The organism is Acinetobacter sp. PFS20, from assembly GCF_052261015.1.
Lineage (GTDB): Bacteria > Pseudomonadota > Gammaproteobacteria > Pseudomonadales > Moraxellaceae > Acinetobacter.
Genome location: NZ_JBPVZE010000001.1, coordinates 1530475 through 1546895, shown reverse-complemented (window position 1 = coordinate 1546895; position 16421 = coordinate 1530475). Strand labels below are relative to the sequence as shown.

14 protein-coding genes are annotated in these 16421 nt (G+C 37.8%); 2 read left to right on the top strand and 12 right to left on the bottom strand.

Translation table 11 applies throughout. The features are described 5' to 3' along the window. Positions 1–45: 45 nt before the first annotated feature. Together ACS125_RS07350 and ACS125_RS07345 are read right to left on the bottom strand one after the other, a co-directional pair. On the bottom strand, positions 46–573 hold the full coding sequence (locus tag ACS125_RS07350; RefSeq protein ID WP_080632626.1) for a gamma carbonic anhydrase family protein: 528 nt from the start codon (positions 571–573) through the stop codon (positions 46–48). Positions 574–592: 19 nt separating this feature from the next. After that, a complete protein-coding gene (locus ACS125_RS07345; protein WP_085942204.1) occupies positions 593–1222 on the bottom strand; it encodes a CoA pyrophosphatase in 630 nt (209 codons plus the stop codon). 114 nt (positions 1223–1336) lie between these two features. Between ACS125_RS07345 and ACS125_RS07340 the strand changes: the two genes are divergently transcribed. After that, positions 1337–1885 (top strand): NUDIX hydrolase, encoded by a 549-nt coding sequence (locus tag ACS125_RS07340; protein ID WP_002115876.1) that lies wholly within the window; start codon positions 1337–1339, stop codon positions 1883–1885. 56 nt (positions 1886–1941) lie between these two features. On the opposite strand, the gene filF is transcribed toward ACS125_RS07340, so the two are convergent. The 6 genes from filF to filA form a co-directional block, all read right to left on the bottom strand. Then, on the bottom strand, positions 1942–3942 hold the full coding sequence (gene filF, locus ACS125_RS07335) for a putative pilus system protein FilF (protein WP_174731169.1): 2001 nt from the start codon (positions 3940–3942) through the stop codon (positions 1942–1944). Between the two features lie 12 nt (positions 3943–3954). Beyond that, on the bottom strand, positions 3955–5286 hold the full coding sequence (gene filE, locus ACS125_RS07330; RefSeq protein WP_443271293.1) for a putative pilus assembly protein FilE: 1332 nt from the start codon (positions 5284–5286) through the stop codon (positions 3955–3957). 17 nt (positions 5287–5303) lie between these two features. Next, positions 5304–6968: a putative pilus system OmpP1/FadL family transporter FilD gene (gene filD, locus ACS125_RS07325; protein WP_174732401.1), complete on the bottom strand. Its 1665-nt coding sequence runs from the start codon at positions 6966–6968 to the stop codon at positions 5304–5306. A gap of 12 nt (positions 6969–6980) precedes the next feature. Further along, positions 6981–8177, bottom strand: coding sequence for a putative pilus system protein FilC (gene filC, locus ACS125_RS07320; RefSeq protein ID WP_443271291.1), 1197 nt, complete (start codon positions 8175–8177; stop codon positions 6981–6983). Between the two features lie 45 nt (positions 8178–8222). Beyond that, positions 8223–9056, bottom strand: a complete 834-nt coding sequence (filB, locus tag ACS125_RS07315; protein WP_032004351.1) for a putative pilus system C39 family peptidase FilB — start codon at positions 9054–9056, stop codon at positions 8223–8225. A gap of 300 nt (positions 9057–9356) precedes the next feature. Beyond that, complete coding sequence (gene filA, locus ACS125_RS07310) at positions 9357–10208, bottom strand: putative pilus system protein FilA (protein ID WP_443271289.1); 852 nt, start codon at positions 10206–10208, stop codon at positions 9357–9359. Between the two features lie 356 nt (positions 10209–10564). Between filA and ACS125_RS07305 the strand changes: the two genes are divergently transcribed. Beyond that, positions 10565–11923, top strand: a complete 1359-nt coding sequence (locus tag ACS125_RS07305) for a chorismate-binding protein (RefSeq protein WP_443271287.1) — start codon at positions 10565–10567, stop codon at positions 11921–11923. Between the two features lie 3 nt (positions 11924–11926). Here ACS125_RS07305 and hisC read toward each other — a convergent pair whose 3' ends face one another. The 4 genes from hisC to murA all read right to left on the bottom strand — a co-directional run bounded on the left by hisC (position 11927) and on the right by murA (position 16417). Further along, positions 11927–13012: a histidinol-phosphate transaminase gene (gene hisC / locus ACS125_RS07300; protein WP_443271285.1), complete on the bottom strand. Its 1086-nt coding sequence runs from the start codon at positions 13010–13012 to the stop codon at positions 11927–11929. A 69-nt stretch (positions 13013–13081) separates the two neighbouring features. Next, positions 13082–14371, bottom strand: a complete 1290-nt coding sequence (hisD, locus tag ACS125_RS07295) for a histidinol dehydrogenase (RefSeq protein WP_005302839.1) — start codon at positions 14369–14371, stop codon at positions 13082–13084. A gap of 106 nt (positions 14372–14477) precedes the next feature. After that, positions 14478–15161 carry an ATP phosphoribosyltransferase gene (gene hisG / locus ACS125_RS07290; protein ID WP_003655841.1) on the bottom strand — a complete coding sequence of 228 codons (684 nt, stop codon included), beginning with the start codon at positions 15159–15161 and terminating at the stop codon, positions 14478–14480. Next, positions 15161–16417 carry a UDP-N-acetylglucosamine 1-carboxyvinyltransferase gene (gene murA, locus ACS125_RS07285; RefSeq protein ID WP_013198909.1) on the bottom strand — a complete coding sequence of 419 codons (1257 nt, stop codon included), beginning with the start codon at positions 16415–16417 and terminating at the stop codon, positions 15161–15163. The genes hisG and murA overlap by 1 nt, the downstream gene beginning before the upstream one ends. Positions 16418–16421 lie beyond the last annotated feature (4 nt).

The following is a 16421-nucleotide window of genomic DNA, read 5'->3' as shown; positions in this document are numbered from 1 at the left end:
AATGCCAAGCTTGTGCTTGGCATAAAATATTTTGCTAAAAAAGAGTTAAAAGTGGAATTCTTTTAAATCTGCATAGTTCTTAAAGTGCTCAGCATAATGCAATGCACTCAAACGTATTTTTGCAGCGCCATCTTCATCTAAAGTTTTGACAATTTTGCCAGGTGAACCCATCACCACTGAATTATCTGGAATCACCTTCCCTTCAGGAATTAAAGCATTAGCACCGATAATACAATTTTTACCAATCACAGCCCGATTTAAAATGACGGCGTTCATACCAATCAAACTATTATCACCAATCGTACAACCATGCAGCATGACTTTATGCCCGACTGTGACATATTCACCAATATTTAACTCAAGTCCAGCATCGGTATGTAGTACAGAATTTTCTTGAATATTGGAGAAATCACCAATTCGAACTACACAGTTATCGGCACGTACTACAGCTCCAAACCAAATGCTGACTTGACGCCCTAACTCTACTTGTCCAATTAGCGTTGCTGTTGGAGCAACCCAACCATCCCATGGTTCATGTAAGGCTTTTGGGTGCTGTCCTTGATAGCTATACATCATAATTTATCAATCCTGATCACTTATTCTTATGAGAAAACTTTGGCATTCCAAAGGTTGGCGAGTTGAGTAAAAATGGCCAATCTTTTTGATAACCCAATCCATATTTAAACAAAGCAACTAACATACGAGCAGTTAAACCCCAAATGATTTCATTATCAATCTGTAGGCTTGGAAAATATAAAGACTGATGGGCATATCGAACTTCATAGGGTGTTGGACGCGTCTCTATAAGTTGTTGTAACGGGACAAAGAAAATTCGATCAATTTCGGTAGGCTGAGGTATTAAAGTCACCTCTGGAGGAATAAGCCCAACAATCGGTTTTACAGACAAACCGCTTCTTGCACGCTGCATCGGCAAATCACCTAACAGCTGCACATCAAACGGATTTAAAGCTGTCTCTTCCTGAGCTTCTCTTAACGCTACAACAATATTACTGGTATCACTAGGATCACGCTTTCCCCCAGGAAAAGAGACTTCCCCCGCATGGTTGTTCATATGTATTGAACGGCGTGTAAGCAGTACCTTAGGATCATTCTCATTCGTAATTGCAATGAGTACTGCTGCTTGTGCTTCTTGTATGCGGGTGGAAAAGCGCAATCTTTGCTGTAACTTTTGTGTTAGCAAGTGCTCTTCCATACCATTCACCTATTATTCTCTATCTCTTTGCATCATATCTGAAAATCAAACTTAGGGAATAGAGTTGATGCGTAAGTCTAAAAATTCAGTTATGCTGAGGCATCTCTATACTCGATGATAATTATGAGTTTCTGTGTAGCGTGTGGGCATAAAACCGAACAAAAAATTCCTTTAGGTGATCATAAAGTACGCCGTGTTTGTACTCATTGTGGAAATATTCACTATGAAAACCCCAAAGTAATCTGCGGTGCCTTAGCGTTATGGGAAGACAAAGTATTACTCTGTCGTCGTGCGATTGAACCCCGTTATGGTTTATGGACTTTGCCTGCTGGCTATATGGAATTGTTCGAAACCATGGAACAAGGTGCAGCACGCGAAACTCGTGAAGAAGCAGAAGCCGAGATAGAAATAGAACAACTGTACTGTATGTACAATATTCCTCGCATTGGTCAAATTTATGTACTTTTCAAAGCACAGCTGAAAGATGGCATTTTTGGTGCAGGTGAAGAAAGTATCGAGAGTCGTCTGTTTGAAGAGCATGAAATTCCATGGGGTGAACTTGCCTTCCCTAGTGTCGAACATACATTGAGACACTATTTTGAAGATCGTAAGAAACAAGTTTTCCCAACACATCTTGAAACTTTGGGTACGCGTTTAGACCATACGGGTTAATCAATTAAACAAATAAAAAAGACCGCTAAGCGGTCTTTTTTATTTGTCTTTTATTTTTAAGACTTAGTCTTAATCGCATTACAAGCTGGAATAGACTGATTGGCTAGTTTAATAGACACCGTGCCAGACAAGCGTTGAGCCAAAGCTTTTTCTGCATCTGTTGGTGCTGGGCTAATATCCTTAATATTATTATAAACAGCTTGATAGAAAGCATAAAGGTTAATCCAACGTGCAGTCTTGTTTTCATAATCACTTAAATTAATACTATTACTGCTGTTTTGACCTGCTAATAAGTTATAGAGGTTAATCTTGGCTCCATTTACCGAAATTGAATCATTTACATTATCATCCGGATTAGTATCCTGTCTCACCACAGAGTTAAGCCCCATCAAAATCCCATTAAGGTTACCTAGCTGAGGATTCGATAAAATCATACGAACAGTAATAGAGCTATCATTATCCGATGACTCTGTTCCGCCAGTAGTACCAAGTCGGTATTGTTGCACACCATTACTATCAATTAAGCTGTTGTCTGTTACTGTTGCACATTGACCAGACATATCGGTTGCAGTTGCATTTGGTTTAATATCCGTACGAATATTTCCTTTTTCATCAACGACAATGCCTAAATCGATAGGAGCTATCCCAGTAGTATCAAATCGGAATGTCAAAGTCGCATATAATGGGAAGACATAGCGTTGACCAGAACTCACGTTAGCTGCTGTTTTAAAAATTTCTTTTCCAAGATAACTAATAGGATTGGCTTTAATAATATCAAGTGAACCCTTATAGTTTTCTGTGCCTACTGTTTGACGCCATAAACCATAATGCTGAATATTTCCTGTCGTCGAGCGTGTTAGCTGTTTATAAAAACCTTCACTTCCCGCAACAGCATAATCGTTCATAAACTTACCTTGATAGATTTGCAAATCATTATTTGCATTGCTATCAACGCTTAAACGTAAGGGTTGAGTCGATTGAATATCTTTTGAAATTGGGTTAAGCCAACCATTTTGTTGGGGAGCAACAAGCATTTGCATTGGTTTTGCTTTAGTCCACAATAAAACTGGTGGAGCAACACCAGTCACGTTTCCGTCCTTATCTTTATATAAAGTAGCATCACCACGCCATTGCAGACCGTAACCCATTGCATAACCTTCACGGTCAGTCAACATGAACATGTTAGCCATCATATGACGTAAATTAGTGGTAGATTTATTAAAGCAATCTGCTAATGCCTGATTACAGCCATAAAAACCCAGCGGTAACGGTGAACTAGTAGGATCTACAATACCCGCATAAGTCGCTTCATTTGCTTGAAATAATGCAGCATTTGCTAAGTTTGTGACTTGAACTACGAGTGCATAAGCTTGAGCATCAGACACTTTACTTACATCTAACCAAGGTTTTAAAAGGGTTACATATTGCCCATTCTTCCATTCTGTTGCAGTTATATCTTGTGTCAAACTAGTCAACAGATTTTTCTTATCTTGAGTAAATTGGGTTGGTTGTAAATCACCTACCACATTATCGCCACGTTCAACACCAATACTTTGGAATAACTTAACTAAAGCCATAGCTACTTTAATAGTTGGATCAGCGTTACTCATTGAAGCAGGAGGCTGACCAGTTAATGCCGTTGCCATATCCAAAACTGTTAAATGTGTTGTTCCGTATTTTCCTAATGTATCAAGTTTTATCGTACCTAACGCAATCTTGTGAGTATTGCTACCTTGTAGATAAAGCGTAATTGTTTCATCTGATTTACTGCCACTAATACTACAAGCACCGCCAACCGAGTTACCAACCAATTTAGTAATATAACGCTGATTCGGAGATAAACTACAGTCGAAATTCAAACCTGCTATTGGATAATTTAATTCAAAATTCAGACAGGTTTCATCTGTTGCTTTACAATCCAAATTAGTGGTCGGAATCGTACCACCACCTTGGGTAGGATCTTCATTAATTGTTGAGCCACCACCACCGCAACCATTTAATACAATTGCCAATGTGGATAATGCAAAAGGTAATAAAAAATTTTTACTCATCATCATTCCTATTTATTTTTAACGTAATACCGAAATTTTAATTTGTCCCTGATTAGATAGTTCTTGATCCGGCATATCCACAGCCGAAGATAAAGGCGTTAACATAATATAGTGTGTACGTTCCGGCACCTGTAAAACACCTAAAATCGATGCATGTTGTAAAATTGTCGCAGGATACGACTTACTTTTAAAACCACTAGCACCTTCTATAACACACCCCTTATCGTCCAAGAAAACAGCGAGGGGCCAATAATATACAGGCTTATCATTGGTTGTAGCATAGGAAGCTACCTGTATATTCTTAATAGAAGAATCTACTTTTACGACTTCATATTCAAATTTTTCTTTAAGAGGTTTTCTCGGCCATAACCCAACTTCTTTATTCTGGCTTAGCTTTTTAATTGATTTTTTATAGCCATTAATAAAACACAAATCATTTTCAAAAGTGCTTGCTAACTCTTTGTGCGAAAGTCTTACATACGTAGGAGCTAATACCACAGAGGAGACTTGATCTTCTTGAGATCGATGCAATACGTTATCAAGAATAGACTGACCAACACCTTTTTTACGCTCAATAGATTCAGTACGACCTAAACCGTCAGGCATAATATAAAAACGTTTTTTTCCTTCTAGATTAAACTCTTGATTCTCTAAATATTCGTTATTGACGTATTCCACTCCATCAATGGTAGTGTACTTCGTCTCATCCTTTTTTGGTGCTACTGGTGTTGATGAAGTAACGACATTCTTAGACAAGGTTTGAACTGAATTCGATTCTGCTTTTTCTTCAATCTTTTGTTGGGAAGCAGAATCCTTTATTACTGTTTTTTCTTTACTAGTTTCTAAAGTGGACTTTTGACCAATAACTTCTGATTTTTCTTTAATGAGTTTTGCTTGTTTTGAAACTGTAGATTGTTTATTTATCGAGATAGTTGGTGCAGTTGGTGCAGTTGGTGCAGTTGGTGCAGTTGGTGCAGTTGGTGCAGTTGGTGCAGTTGGTGCAGTTGGTGCAGTTGGTGCAGTTGGTGCAGTTGGTGCAGTTGGTGCAGTTGGTGCAGTTGGTGCAGTTGGTGCAGTTGGTGCAGTATTAGAAGACTTTTTAACTAATTTAGGCAAATCTTTTGATTTTAAGGATGTTTCTGGCAAAACTTGCTGTTCTGGACGAGTCGTCTTTATCTCTGGATGTGTTAATACTTTAGACGGTGCAACAGTTTGTTCCACTCTTTTACTCGGAACAATCATTGGTCGACCATCAGGACCAATAATCGTATAAAAACCGTCTGCATAAGATACAGAAACACTTGCTATTGCAACAAAAAAAATCGCAATAGCAAATCTAGGTCGAGACATCCGTTCGCAATTTAATTTTACCATTTTGTTCTGTAATTTAACCCGAGTACTGTAACTTTGGTATTGGTTTTAACATCCAAACCGGCATAAGGGTTTAACAGGATATTATCAACTCCTGTTTTATTAGATAAGGTACTAGTCCCTGCTGGAATATTATCGCGGCTACGTAAGAAACCAACTGAAAGATCCAAATCTGTATCTGCATCAAAACGATATCCAATACCCAAACCAAATAATTGTGCATTATTAATTGGAATCATAGTGTTGCGTTTATCATTGGGAATAGCACTAGCACGAGGTTCATAACCTGCACGTAACTTCAAACGATCTGTTGCCGAATACTCTAAACCAATACCCCAACTCCATGGTGAAGTAAACTTTAAAGGTAATCCTAAAGAAGCATCTGTCACATCATTTGATAAAAGTTTGGCAACTTTGAGTAAGGTAATCTGTCGATCAAATTCAAATTTGAACTTATCCCATGCCGAATAGTCTGTCCAACCCACGTCAAAATTAACTTGTAAATCAGGGAATATTTTATATTTAATCCCTGCTTGAAAATGTGCAGGATATTCCAAGTCCATCGCGGCCAAACCAGACTCAGAGTTTGGTACATTTCCCGGTAAACCGAGAATAGCAGCTAAAACCTGACCTGTAGCTGATGAGTTTAAGCCTTTAATTAATTCTTGAGGAGCCTTAGCATTATTAATTAGGTATTTGCCTTTCATACGCATTTTAGCTGCACTTTGGTAAACCATACCAAAGCCAAAATCGTCCGTCGGTTCCCACATTAAGCCTAAGTTATAACTTGGGCTTAAAGACTGCTCCATAGAAACTTGCAGTGATCCCATTTTCTTAAAAGGGTCCATCCCTTCTTGAGTATTACATAAACCAAATAACAATAGATTAGTGATCATATCGTTATTGTCTTTGAACGGCCCACATACTACATCATCAACCATACGCAATACCCCAATCATATCATTGGGAAAACGCAAATCGGTTTTCATAGCAAGAGCGTTATAAGACATACCAACTGAAGCACCGATCGATAAATGATCATTTACTTGATAGCCAAAAGATGGAGACAAATAAGTAATCCGCTCAACAGCCACCTGCTGTCCCATGAAGTTTCCAGCGTTACCATTTTCAGCGCCAAAACCTGCAATTAAAGGTGCATAAATTGCTGTAGCATAGGTCAACTTTGAGCCAGGAGGTTTATAAGCAATTCCTGCAGTTGGAGCAGCTAATGGATAACCAGCTCCCAGATCAACCATTTTTTTTAGAATCGGTACATATAAGCTGGCATATTCAACATCACCACGTACAGGCCCCTTAAAATCAGTACAAATATTAGCTGCAACTTCTGGACCATCATTACAAACAAGAGGGTCATCTGAATAGCCAAAAACGTTATAACCAGGAGGTGCCGAGAACTCTCGCTGAATATCAAAGTTCGCTAAAATTCCTTGCACATCTGTCTGTAACCCATCAATTTTCGCTAAAGCCGCCGGGTTAAAGTGAATTGCACTAATACCAGGCGGATCTGCAGTTACAGCATTTCCCATCGATAGTGAACGAATATCAACAGCTAGGTTTTGTCCTAATTGAGCATTGGCAAAGCTAGAAAAACCGGAGATCACAATTGCCGCCGTTAAAGGACATAATTTAGGATATTTCACCTGCCTATCTCCTTATTTTGCTTTTTTGCCAAAGCCTATAAAATCTAGCGGGAAAGACAGACCAAGCGAAACATCTGGTGCATCTTCAGTTAAACCAATACCAACTGTACCATTGACAATTGTTTCAGGTGAAACACGTACACCTAAAGCAAAAGACAACATTGCGCTACTTTGGTCTGGTGACTTATATGATTCATCTCCATTATTAAATTCAAACTCAGCATCCATGTTAAAGCTTTGTTGATATGACATGGTCAATGACACATCATAGTTAAATGAGTAAGCAAAACCAAATGAGAAGCCACCACTAATGCCTGGATCAAAAGACGTTAAATTCCTTGGTCCCTTAGCCCCGCTACCACGCGCCTGATTTAAACCTGTTTCTTTAAAACCATAATTGGCAGATGCCGAGGCAAATAAAACCACTGGATCGATATATTTACGGGTACTTGCTCCCACTCCAACAGAGTAATATCCCTTACCTGTTGAAAGCTCATCTAAACCAATTTCGTAAGGGCTATCCCCAGTTTTTGTTGATAGGTTCCCAAATAACACCAATGGCAAACGGCCTTGCTTTAAGGGGAAAGGTTCCCAGCGCGCCCCTAAAGAAATATCACCTAAACCCGCTGCAGTTGTATCTCGAACAATTTCAGACTTAGCAACGAAAGGAACAGTTGCAGATAATGTTAAGTTATCTAATACACCATATTGAACGGTAAAACTATTCGTTAAAGTATGGTTCGCATCTTCTTCAATACGTAATCGGTTGAGTTGAGATGAATTATCAGCCAAAGCTAAATCAATTCGAGTATCGCGATAATAGGTATAATCGAGATCGTAATAAGCTGAAAATACGCCTCTTTTAATCAATGAATATTGACGCTCATTTGAAGTAAATACTTCTTGCAAATTTGTCTCTTGAGTCGCATCACCTTCTTTTTTCTGTAAAGCAGTAGCAGCTTGATTAGCTCCAGTATTTGCTGCCTCAACAGGAGCAGGTACAGTAGTTACAACGTCTGTAGCTGGAGTTGTACTCTCCTCTTGAACTGAATCTGTTGATGTTACTACTGCTGTTGTACTCGCTTCAGAAACAGCTGCAGTATTTTGTACATCTGCTTGTTGTGCAACTTGGTCATTTGCATAAAGTGTGCCCGTAATGGCACCCATACTTAATGCCAACACACTCATCTTCATCCATCGATTATTCATGTTTCTTCCCACCTAATGTATTTATTTTACTCAATTCATATTTGATTATTTACGCTTATAGTAAAGACGCATATATGTTTCAATTGGCTGATTATAGGTTGCAGAATTTGGGTCTTTATCCAGTACCCTACGCATAGTTGATGCTTTATTTGCTAAACGGTCATAATTGAATGTTGGATATTGCACATCCACAAAGGCATAACGGTTAACAGTTGCATCTTCCACATGGCGCATATCTGAGTCTTTTAAGGCCAGTAGGTCTTTACGTTGAGATTCAGGAACAGAAACAACGAATAATGTATTATTATCCCAAACCTCTTTAAAACGATTTTCATCAAAGCTGATATTCCCTAATGCAGGATCAGCAACATAGACTCTTCCATCTTTATAAGCTTTATATACGACAAAATGTTTAAAACCAGCATAAGAAATTGGAACGATTGCAGGTTGTCCAAGATTGACTAAATCAGAAAACTCCCCTCGATAACCCCCACTTTCTAAACCAATAGCAGTTACAAAGCGCTTCATATCAAGTAATGAGAAACTTCGACGCTCAATAATACGTTGATATTCGCCATATTGTAGTAATCCGCTCATGGTCTGCTGTTCAGTCAAACTAGTGCCCACATAACCATTTAAAAGCGTAGTAAGAGCGGCTGAACCACAGCTATAGTCATAAGCTTGTCGAACAATACCTCGGAACTGATCTTCTACAGCTGGTTTAATTTGAACTGGTTCAATATGATTACGGCGAAAAGATAAATTACGTGAATCGGCGGTCTCTGTATAATAAACAGTTCCCGGTGGCTTTTTTTCTATTTCGAAGGCTTCTGTCGCAAAGTAATATATCAATGCTGAGCCTAAAGCAATCTCTAACATAAGCACTTGTTCTAAATGGTGGCCTAACCGGCCTTATTCATTTTATTCTTAGAGCAATAGCTCTACATCCCTGTGTGTTGAAGATACCTTTTTTTTTTGAAAAAAACAGCCTTTTTTTACTTTTTTTTGATGAACGTTTAGTTTTATAAAAATAGAGAGACTTTTATACTTAATTTAATTTGATTCTTAAATTTAATAACTTATTTTGATCAATAAAAATATTTTTACATATAATAAAATTAGGTAATTAATAAATTAAAAAAGCGCGTATTAAACGCGCTTTTTAATTTAATACTCAGATTAATGACCTGAGATTGTAATTGTAGAAGTTCCTACATTTAAACCTTGGATTTCAACATCACCAATTGAAGCAGCAGTATTAGAACCCAAATGTACGCCTTGTACATAAACATTCATACCTTGAGTACTATTATTTTGAATTTTTAAGCCCGTTGGTACAACTGAAATATTCGCATTTACGTCTAAATCACCAGTTGTATTACCTGCACCACGAACCATAACTTTATCAAGAACAATTTGACCGCCACCTGCAGCGTCGTTAATACCAAAGTTAGATAAAGTTAAACCGCCTTGTAAGCTTGAATTTACTTTGATCATTGCACCTTGTGGAGTAGCACCAAGTTGTACATTCGCTGAAATTGCACCTAAAGATAAATCTAAACCAGATAAAATTTCAGTTGGAGCAGTTTCAGTAATACCACGTACAGCAGTAGTCGTATTTAATGTGCCAGAAGTACCTACACCCACAGAGCCTACATGTACATCAACAGCGCCTACATTTGCAGCAACATTTAAAAACGCGCCATTTGTACCTGAAGCACCCACACTATCAATTTTAAGGTCTAATAGATTCGTTGTTGGATCTACTTGATTAACTGTTACTCCGCTTACTACAATTGCACCCGCAGTTGCTGCTGCGCCTGTAATACCTGTAGCAGGATCTAGACCATCATTGTCATGAATAAATAATTTGTCGATAGAAATACCGCCAGAACCTAAAGCGATACCGATGTTAATACCATCTTGACCTGTAGCAGCGCTTAGTGCAGCATCGTCCATTGACTGCATTGCCATTGCATTTGCACTGATAGCTAAAGAAGAAACTAAAGCAAGTTTAGTGAACATTTTCATTGAGCACTCTCCCAAGAGCATTTATTTTTTGACTTTAACCACTCTCATTGTCTCAAATTGCATTTTTCTTTATATAGCAACCGAAACTTCCAATCCTTGAGTAGTTTTGCTTAGCAATTACTAAATTACATCTACGTTACTTTTTGTTCAACTAGTGTTGTGCATTTTTTGCCAACTACCCGACAAACGGTACACTCAATTTATTTCGCTTTTAACTCTAACGCCCCCTACCAATCCCACTCTAAAATTCGACTATTTTATCAACAAAAAGTACCTCTCTTCTAAGTCTTCTCCCTGATGATCCGCAAGTTGTAGTAAACTAATATTTCCCTCATTAACTATTCTGTTATTTAAAAATGTCTCAGTTAAAGAAAAAAATCTCATTACATGGTAAAAGTACTGCCGAGATTTTAAAAAATTTACAAGGATTAACTGGACTCATTTATTTAAATGACAATAATAATCCTGTTATTGGCTTTCTCCCTCAACAATACATTCTTATTCAGAATAAAAATAATATAGTATTTCAACGTCAGAACTTTAATGAATATAAAAATATATTAAAATCGAACCAATTATTAGATTTTATTCAACTAAAAGAAAATAAATTAAAAGAAATCAATAATACTAAATCAATAATAAGTTTTAATGGCGGCTATGTCGGTTTTATTAGTTATGATTTTGCTGCCCATCAATTTATTAATGCTCAAGCCCATATACAACCGTCTTTATTCTTAGGTCAATATCGTTCTTTTTTAAAATATATAGATAATGAGTGGTATTTTTTTAGTGATGAAGAAAATGCATTAGACCTATTTAAATATATTAAAAAGAAGTTAGAGATTACCAATTCAAATAAATCTAAAAATATATTTGAATTAAAAACTTCTATTCAACCAAGATGGTCTAAAGAACAATATTTCGAGGCTTTTAACAAAATACAAGAATACATTAAAGCTGGGGATTGTTATCAAATTAATTTAACCCAAGAATTTAAAGCTAATTTCAAAGGATCTTTATTAAATAAAGCTGAAGATTTATGGAGTCTTACTAATGCCCCATATGCAGGTTATTTAAAATTAGATCAATTTGAATTATTAAGTTGTTCTCCTGAACTCTTCATAGAATTCAATCAAAATAAACAAATTAAGACACGACCTATTAAGGGAACCATGCCTCGATATGAAGATATCGAAAAAGATTTTATTTCAAAACAAACTTTAAAAAACTCGCAAAAAGATCAGGCCGAGAATGTCATGATTGTTGATTTATTACGTAATGATTTGAGCATTTATGCCAATACAGGGTCCGTAAAAACAACGCAATTATTCGAGATTGAAAGTTTTAATCAAGTTCATCATATGGTCAGTGAGATTGTTGCCACGCTTAAAGATGATATTAATCCAATGCAAATGTTGCTCTCTGCTTTACCGGGGGGATCGATTACAGGAGCCCCAAAAATTCGGGCAATGCAAATTATTGAAGAATTAGAAGAAGAAGCAAGAGGTGCTTATTGCGGGACATTAGGTTACTTCAATTTTGATGGAACGGGTCGCTGGAATATTCTTATCCGTAGCTTTCAACAATATCAAAATCAGCTCTCTTTGTGGGCTGGCGGTGGTATTACAATTGCCTCAAATGCAGAAGCAGAATATCAAGAAAGCCTTGATAAAATTTCTGCCATGCTGAACTTAATGAACAGCACAGCAGACTAAAACTTAAAGAATATCTTGTTTTAACGATTGCACTAAACGCATATTCTGCTCATCAGTACCCACTGTGATACGCAAAAATTGATTAATACGAGGCTTATTGAAATAACGTACAATAATACCTTGTTCACGTAATTGTTGTGCAAGTTTGCCTGCATCATGGACTGAGTGTGAAGCAAAAATAAAGTTCGCTTTAGAAGGTAAAACTTTAAAGCCCAAAGCAGTTAAGTCATCTACTAGCTTTTCACGACTAGAAATAACTTTCTGACAGTGTTCTTCAAAATAAGCCTGATCTTCAAAAGAAGCTACCGCGGCTGCAATTGCAAAACGGTCAATAGGATAGGAGTTAAAACTATTTTTGACAGCTTCAAGCGCTGCAATTAAATGTGGCTGAGCGATTGCAAAACCAACGCGTAAACCAGCTAATGAACGAGATTTTGAGGTTGTTTGACAGACAACCAAATTCTCATAGCGATTTACAAGACCAACTGCGGATTCTGCTCCAAAATCAACATAAGCCTCATCGATCACCACCACCCGATCTGGATTTGCTTTTAAGATTTGCTCGATATCTGGCAACCCCATTGCAATACTGGTTGGTGCATTAGGGTTTGTAATAACAATCCCACCATTTGGTTGTATATAGTCCTTAGCTTCTATCTCGAAATTCTCATTGAGTGGAATTTCTTTAGTTTTTGTTCCAAAGAACTGACTATAAACTGGATAAAAACTATAAGTAATATCTGGATAAAGAATCGGTTCATCTTGAAGGAAAAATGCTTTAAAAATATGAGCAAGTACTTCATCTGAGCCATTACCAACGAAAACTTGAGATACCTCAATATTCTGTTGTTTAGCAATTGCTTGTTTTAAAGCTGTTGCATCTGGATCTGGATATAAACGCAATGCATCAGCTTGCTGAGTTAAAACTGCTTGAACTGCGTCAACTACTTTTGGAGATGGTGGATATGGATTTTCATTCGTATTGAGTTTCAATAAATTCTGAATTTTAGGCTGCTCACCCGGAACATAAGGATCTAATTCACGAACTTCTGGACTCCAAAAGCGCATTTGTGCTGTAGATAAAGTCATGGTCTTATCTCAAAAAAGGGCTGAAAATCAGCCCTGAGTAATAATTAAAAAACGACAAGGTTGATAAGCTTATTGATAACGATAGCGAGCTGAGCGTGCATGGGCATCTAAGTTTTCTTGGACAGCTAATATATCGGCTGTTTTAGCTAACGTTTTAACTCCATCTTTCGAACACATAATCAAGCTCGAACGTTTTTGGAAATCATAAACGCCTAACGGAGAAGAAAAACGAGCAGTTCCAGATGTCGGCAATACATGGTTTGGACCCGCACAATAGTCACCGATTGCTTCAGGTGTATAACGTCCCATGAAAATTGCTCCAGCATGTCGAATCTCTTCACTCATTGCTTCGGCGTCATCTAGGCACAGTTCCAAATGCTCTGGTGCAACCTGATTAATTAACTCAATTGCTTCTGCGCGGTCTTTAACTAATACCAAAGCACCACGGTTTTCAATTGAAGTTCGAGCGATATCTGCCTTTGGCAATTCATTTAAATGCTTTTCAATTGCCAACTCGACTGCATTAAGTAAAGCTTCATCTGGAGTTATAAAAATAGCTTGAGCCACAGTGTCATGTTCAGCTTGTGATAAAACATCCATAGCCAACCAATCTGCATTATTCTCACCTTCTGCATATACTAAAATTTCAGAAGGTCCAGCAATCATATCGATGCCGACTTGACCAAATACAGCACGTTTAGCAGCTGCTACAAAACGATTCCCCGGACCAGTAATTTTATCTACAGGTGGAATTGTCTGAGTACCATAAGCCAAAGCTGCTACAGCCTGCGCCCCACCAATGGTAAATACTCGGCTAACTCCCGCAAGATAAGCTGCGGCAAGAACCAAGGGATTTAATTCACCATTCGGTGCTGGAACAACCATAATAATTTCAGGTACACCTGCAACATGAGCAGGTACAGCATTCATTAGAACTGAAGATGGATAAGAAGCTAAACCACCTGGCACATAAATACCAACACGGTCTAAAGGCGTTACTTTTTGCCCTAATGTATTACCCAAATCATCTATATAAGTCCAGCTATCTTGTTTCTGAGCTTCATGAAATGTACGAATACGCTTTGCTGCCAACTCTAAAGCATCACGAATTTCTGGGCTTAAATTATCAAAAGCAGTTTTAAGTTGTTCTTGAGATAATTCTAAATCTGAAAATTGATGCGCAGGATGTCGATCGAACTGTTGAGTAAGTTTTAAAACATGATCATCACCATGCTGACGAACATCAGCAATAATTTGATCTACTGTTTGCACTAAATTAAGATCATTCACAGTTTCAAATGCCAATAGCTCAGCAAAAACCTGTTTGAAGTTTTGATCTTGAGTCGATAAACGTCGCATCAATTTACCCACAAGGCGAAAAAGAAAAAGTAAGTTTACCCTTTTTCTATGCGCTTGTGGGCATCATCTAGCTTAACTATCGCAAAAGCATGATGGGAAATTGCTTTTAACGCGATTGAACAGCTTGCTCAAGCTGTGAAATGATTGGATTTAACAAAGTTTGTTTACGTTTAAAACTGGCTTTATTTACAATTAATCGAGAAGACACTTTGCAAATCTCTTCTAATGGCTCAAGACCATTTGCTCTTAAAGTATTACCAGTATCGACCACATCCACAATGTAATCACCTAAACCAACCAAAGGTGCTAACTCCATAGAACCATAGAGTTTAATAACATCAACCTGCTCACCTAAGCTTGCATAATACTGACGTGTAAGATTGACATATTTCGTGGCAATTTTTAAACGACCCTTTGGATGTTCCATACCTACTTTACCAGCAGTCATTAACTTACATTTAGCAATCTGCAGGTCAAGCAACTCATATACATGCTGAGCACCATGCTCCATCAACACATCTTTACCCGCTACACCGATATCTGCTGCACCATTTTCTACATAGGTTGGTACATCAGACGCACGTAAAATTAAAATACGTACTTGCTTATGCGTAGTAGGGAAAATTAGTTTACGAGACTTTTCCGGATCTTCGAGTAAATTAATACCCGCTGTAGCCAATAAAGGTAACGTCTCTTTTAAAATACGCCCTTTACTCAATGCCAAGGTCAAACCATGATCAAAATTACCCATCACATCAAAATTAGGATCATCGTTTCTTACATCATTCATTAACTTACTCGCTTAATTTTGGCACCTAAACCTTGAAGCTTCTCTTCGACATGTTCATAACCACGGTCAATATGGTAGATACGATCAATTAACGTATCTCCCTCTGCAACTAAAGCAGCTAGAACCAAAGAGAATGAAGCACGTAAATCTGTTGCCATAACAGGTGCTGCCTGTAAGGTTTCAACTCCGGTTACGACAGCATCGTGACCTTCTACCTGAATATTAGCGCCCATTCGTGACAATTCAGGAACATGCATAAAACGATTTTCAAAGATCGTTTCAGAGATTGTCGCGAAACCACGACCAATCACATTTACTGCCATGAGCTGTGCTTGCATATCAGTTGGAAATTCTGGATGTGGCAAAGTTCTAAAACTTACAGCTTTAGGGCGTTTACCCATCATATCAAGTTCAATCCAGTCATCACCACGAGTGACTTCTGCACCCATTTCTTCAAACTTATCCAAAACAGACTCAAGTAATGCAGGGTCAGTATGTGTAGTTTTGACACGACCACCCGTAATTGCAGCAGCTGCTAAATATGAACCTGTTTCAATACGATCAGCAACAACAGCATATTCACAGCCATGCAAACTTTCTACACCTGTTACAACAAGAGTATCTGTATCAAGACCTTCGATCTTAGCGCCCATTTTAATTAACATTTGAGCAAGATCAGTGATTTCTGGTTCACGTGCTGCATTACGAATAGTCGTAACACCATCTGCTAATGCTGCTGCCATCAAGATGTTTTCGGTACCACCAACAGTCACCATATCAAAAACAACTTCACCACCTTTTAAGCGACCATCAACTGAAGCATGGACATAACCATTTTCGACTTCAATATGCGCACCCAAAGCTTCTAAAGCTTTTAAATGTTGGTCCACAGGTCTTGAACCAATCGCACAACCACCAGGTAAAGAAACTTTAGCATTACCGTAACGTGCTAATAATGGTCCTAAAACCAAAATTGAGGCACGCATTGTTTTTACCAGCTCATAAGGTGCAAACTGATTATCTAAAGTAGAGGTATCTGCTTTTACTGTGTCATTTTCATAGCCAATTGTTACCCCTAACCCACCAATTAGCTTGACCAACGTATTAACATCTTTAAGATTTGGAACATTGGTTATTGTAATTGGAGAATCTGCAAGAATAGTTGCAGCAAGTAATGGCAAAGCAGCATTTTTTGCACCAGAAATGCGCACTTCGCCCTCGAGCTTAACACCACCCGTAATTAAAAATTTATCCATTAAT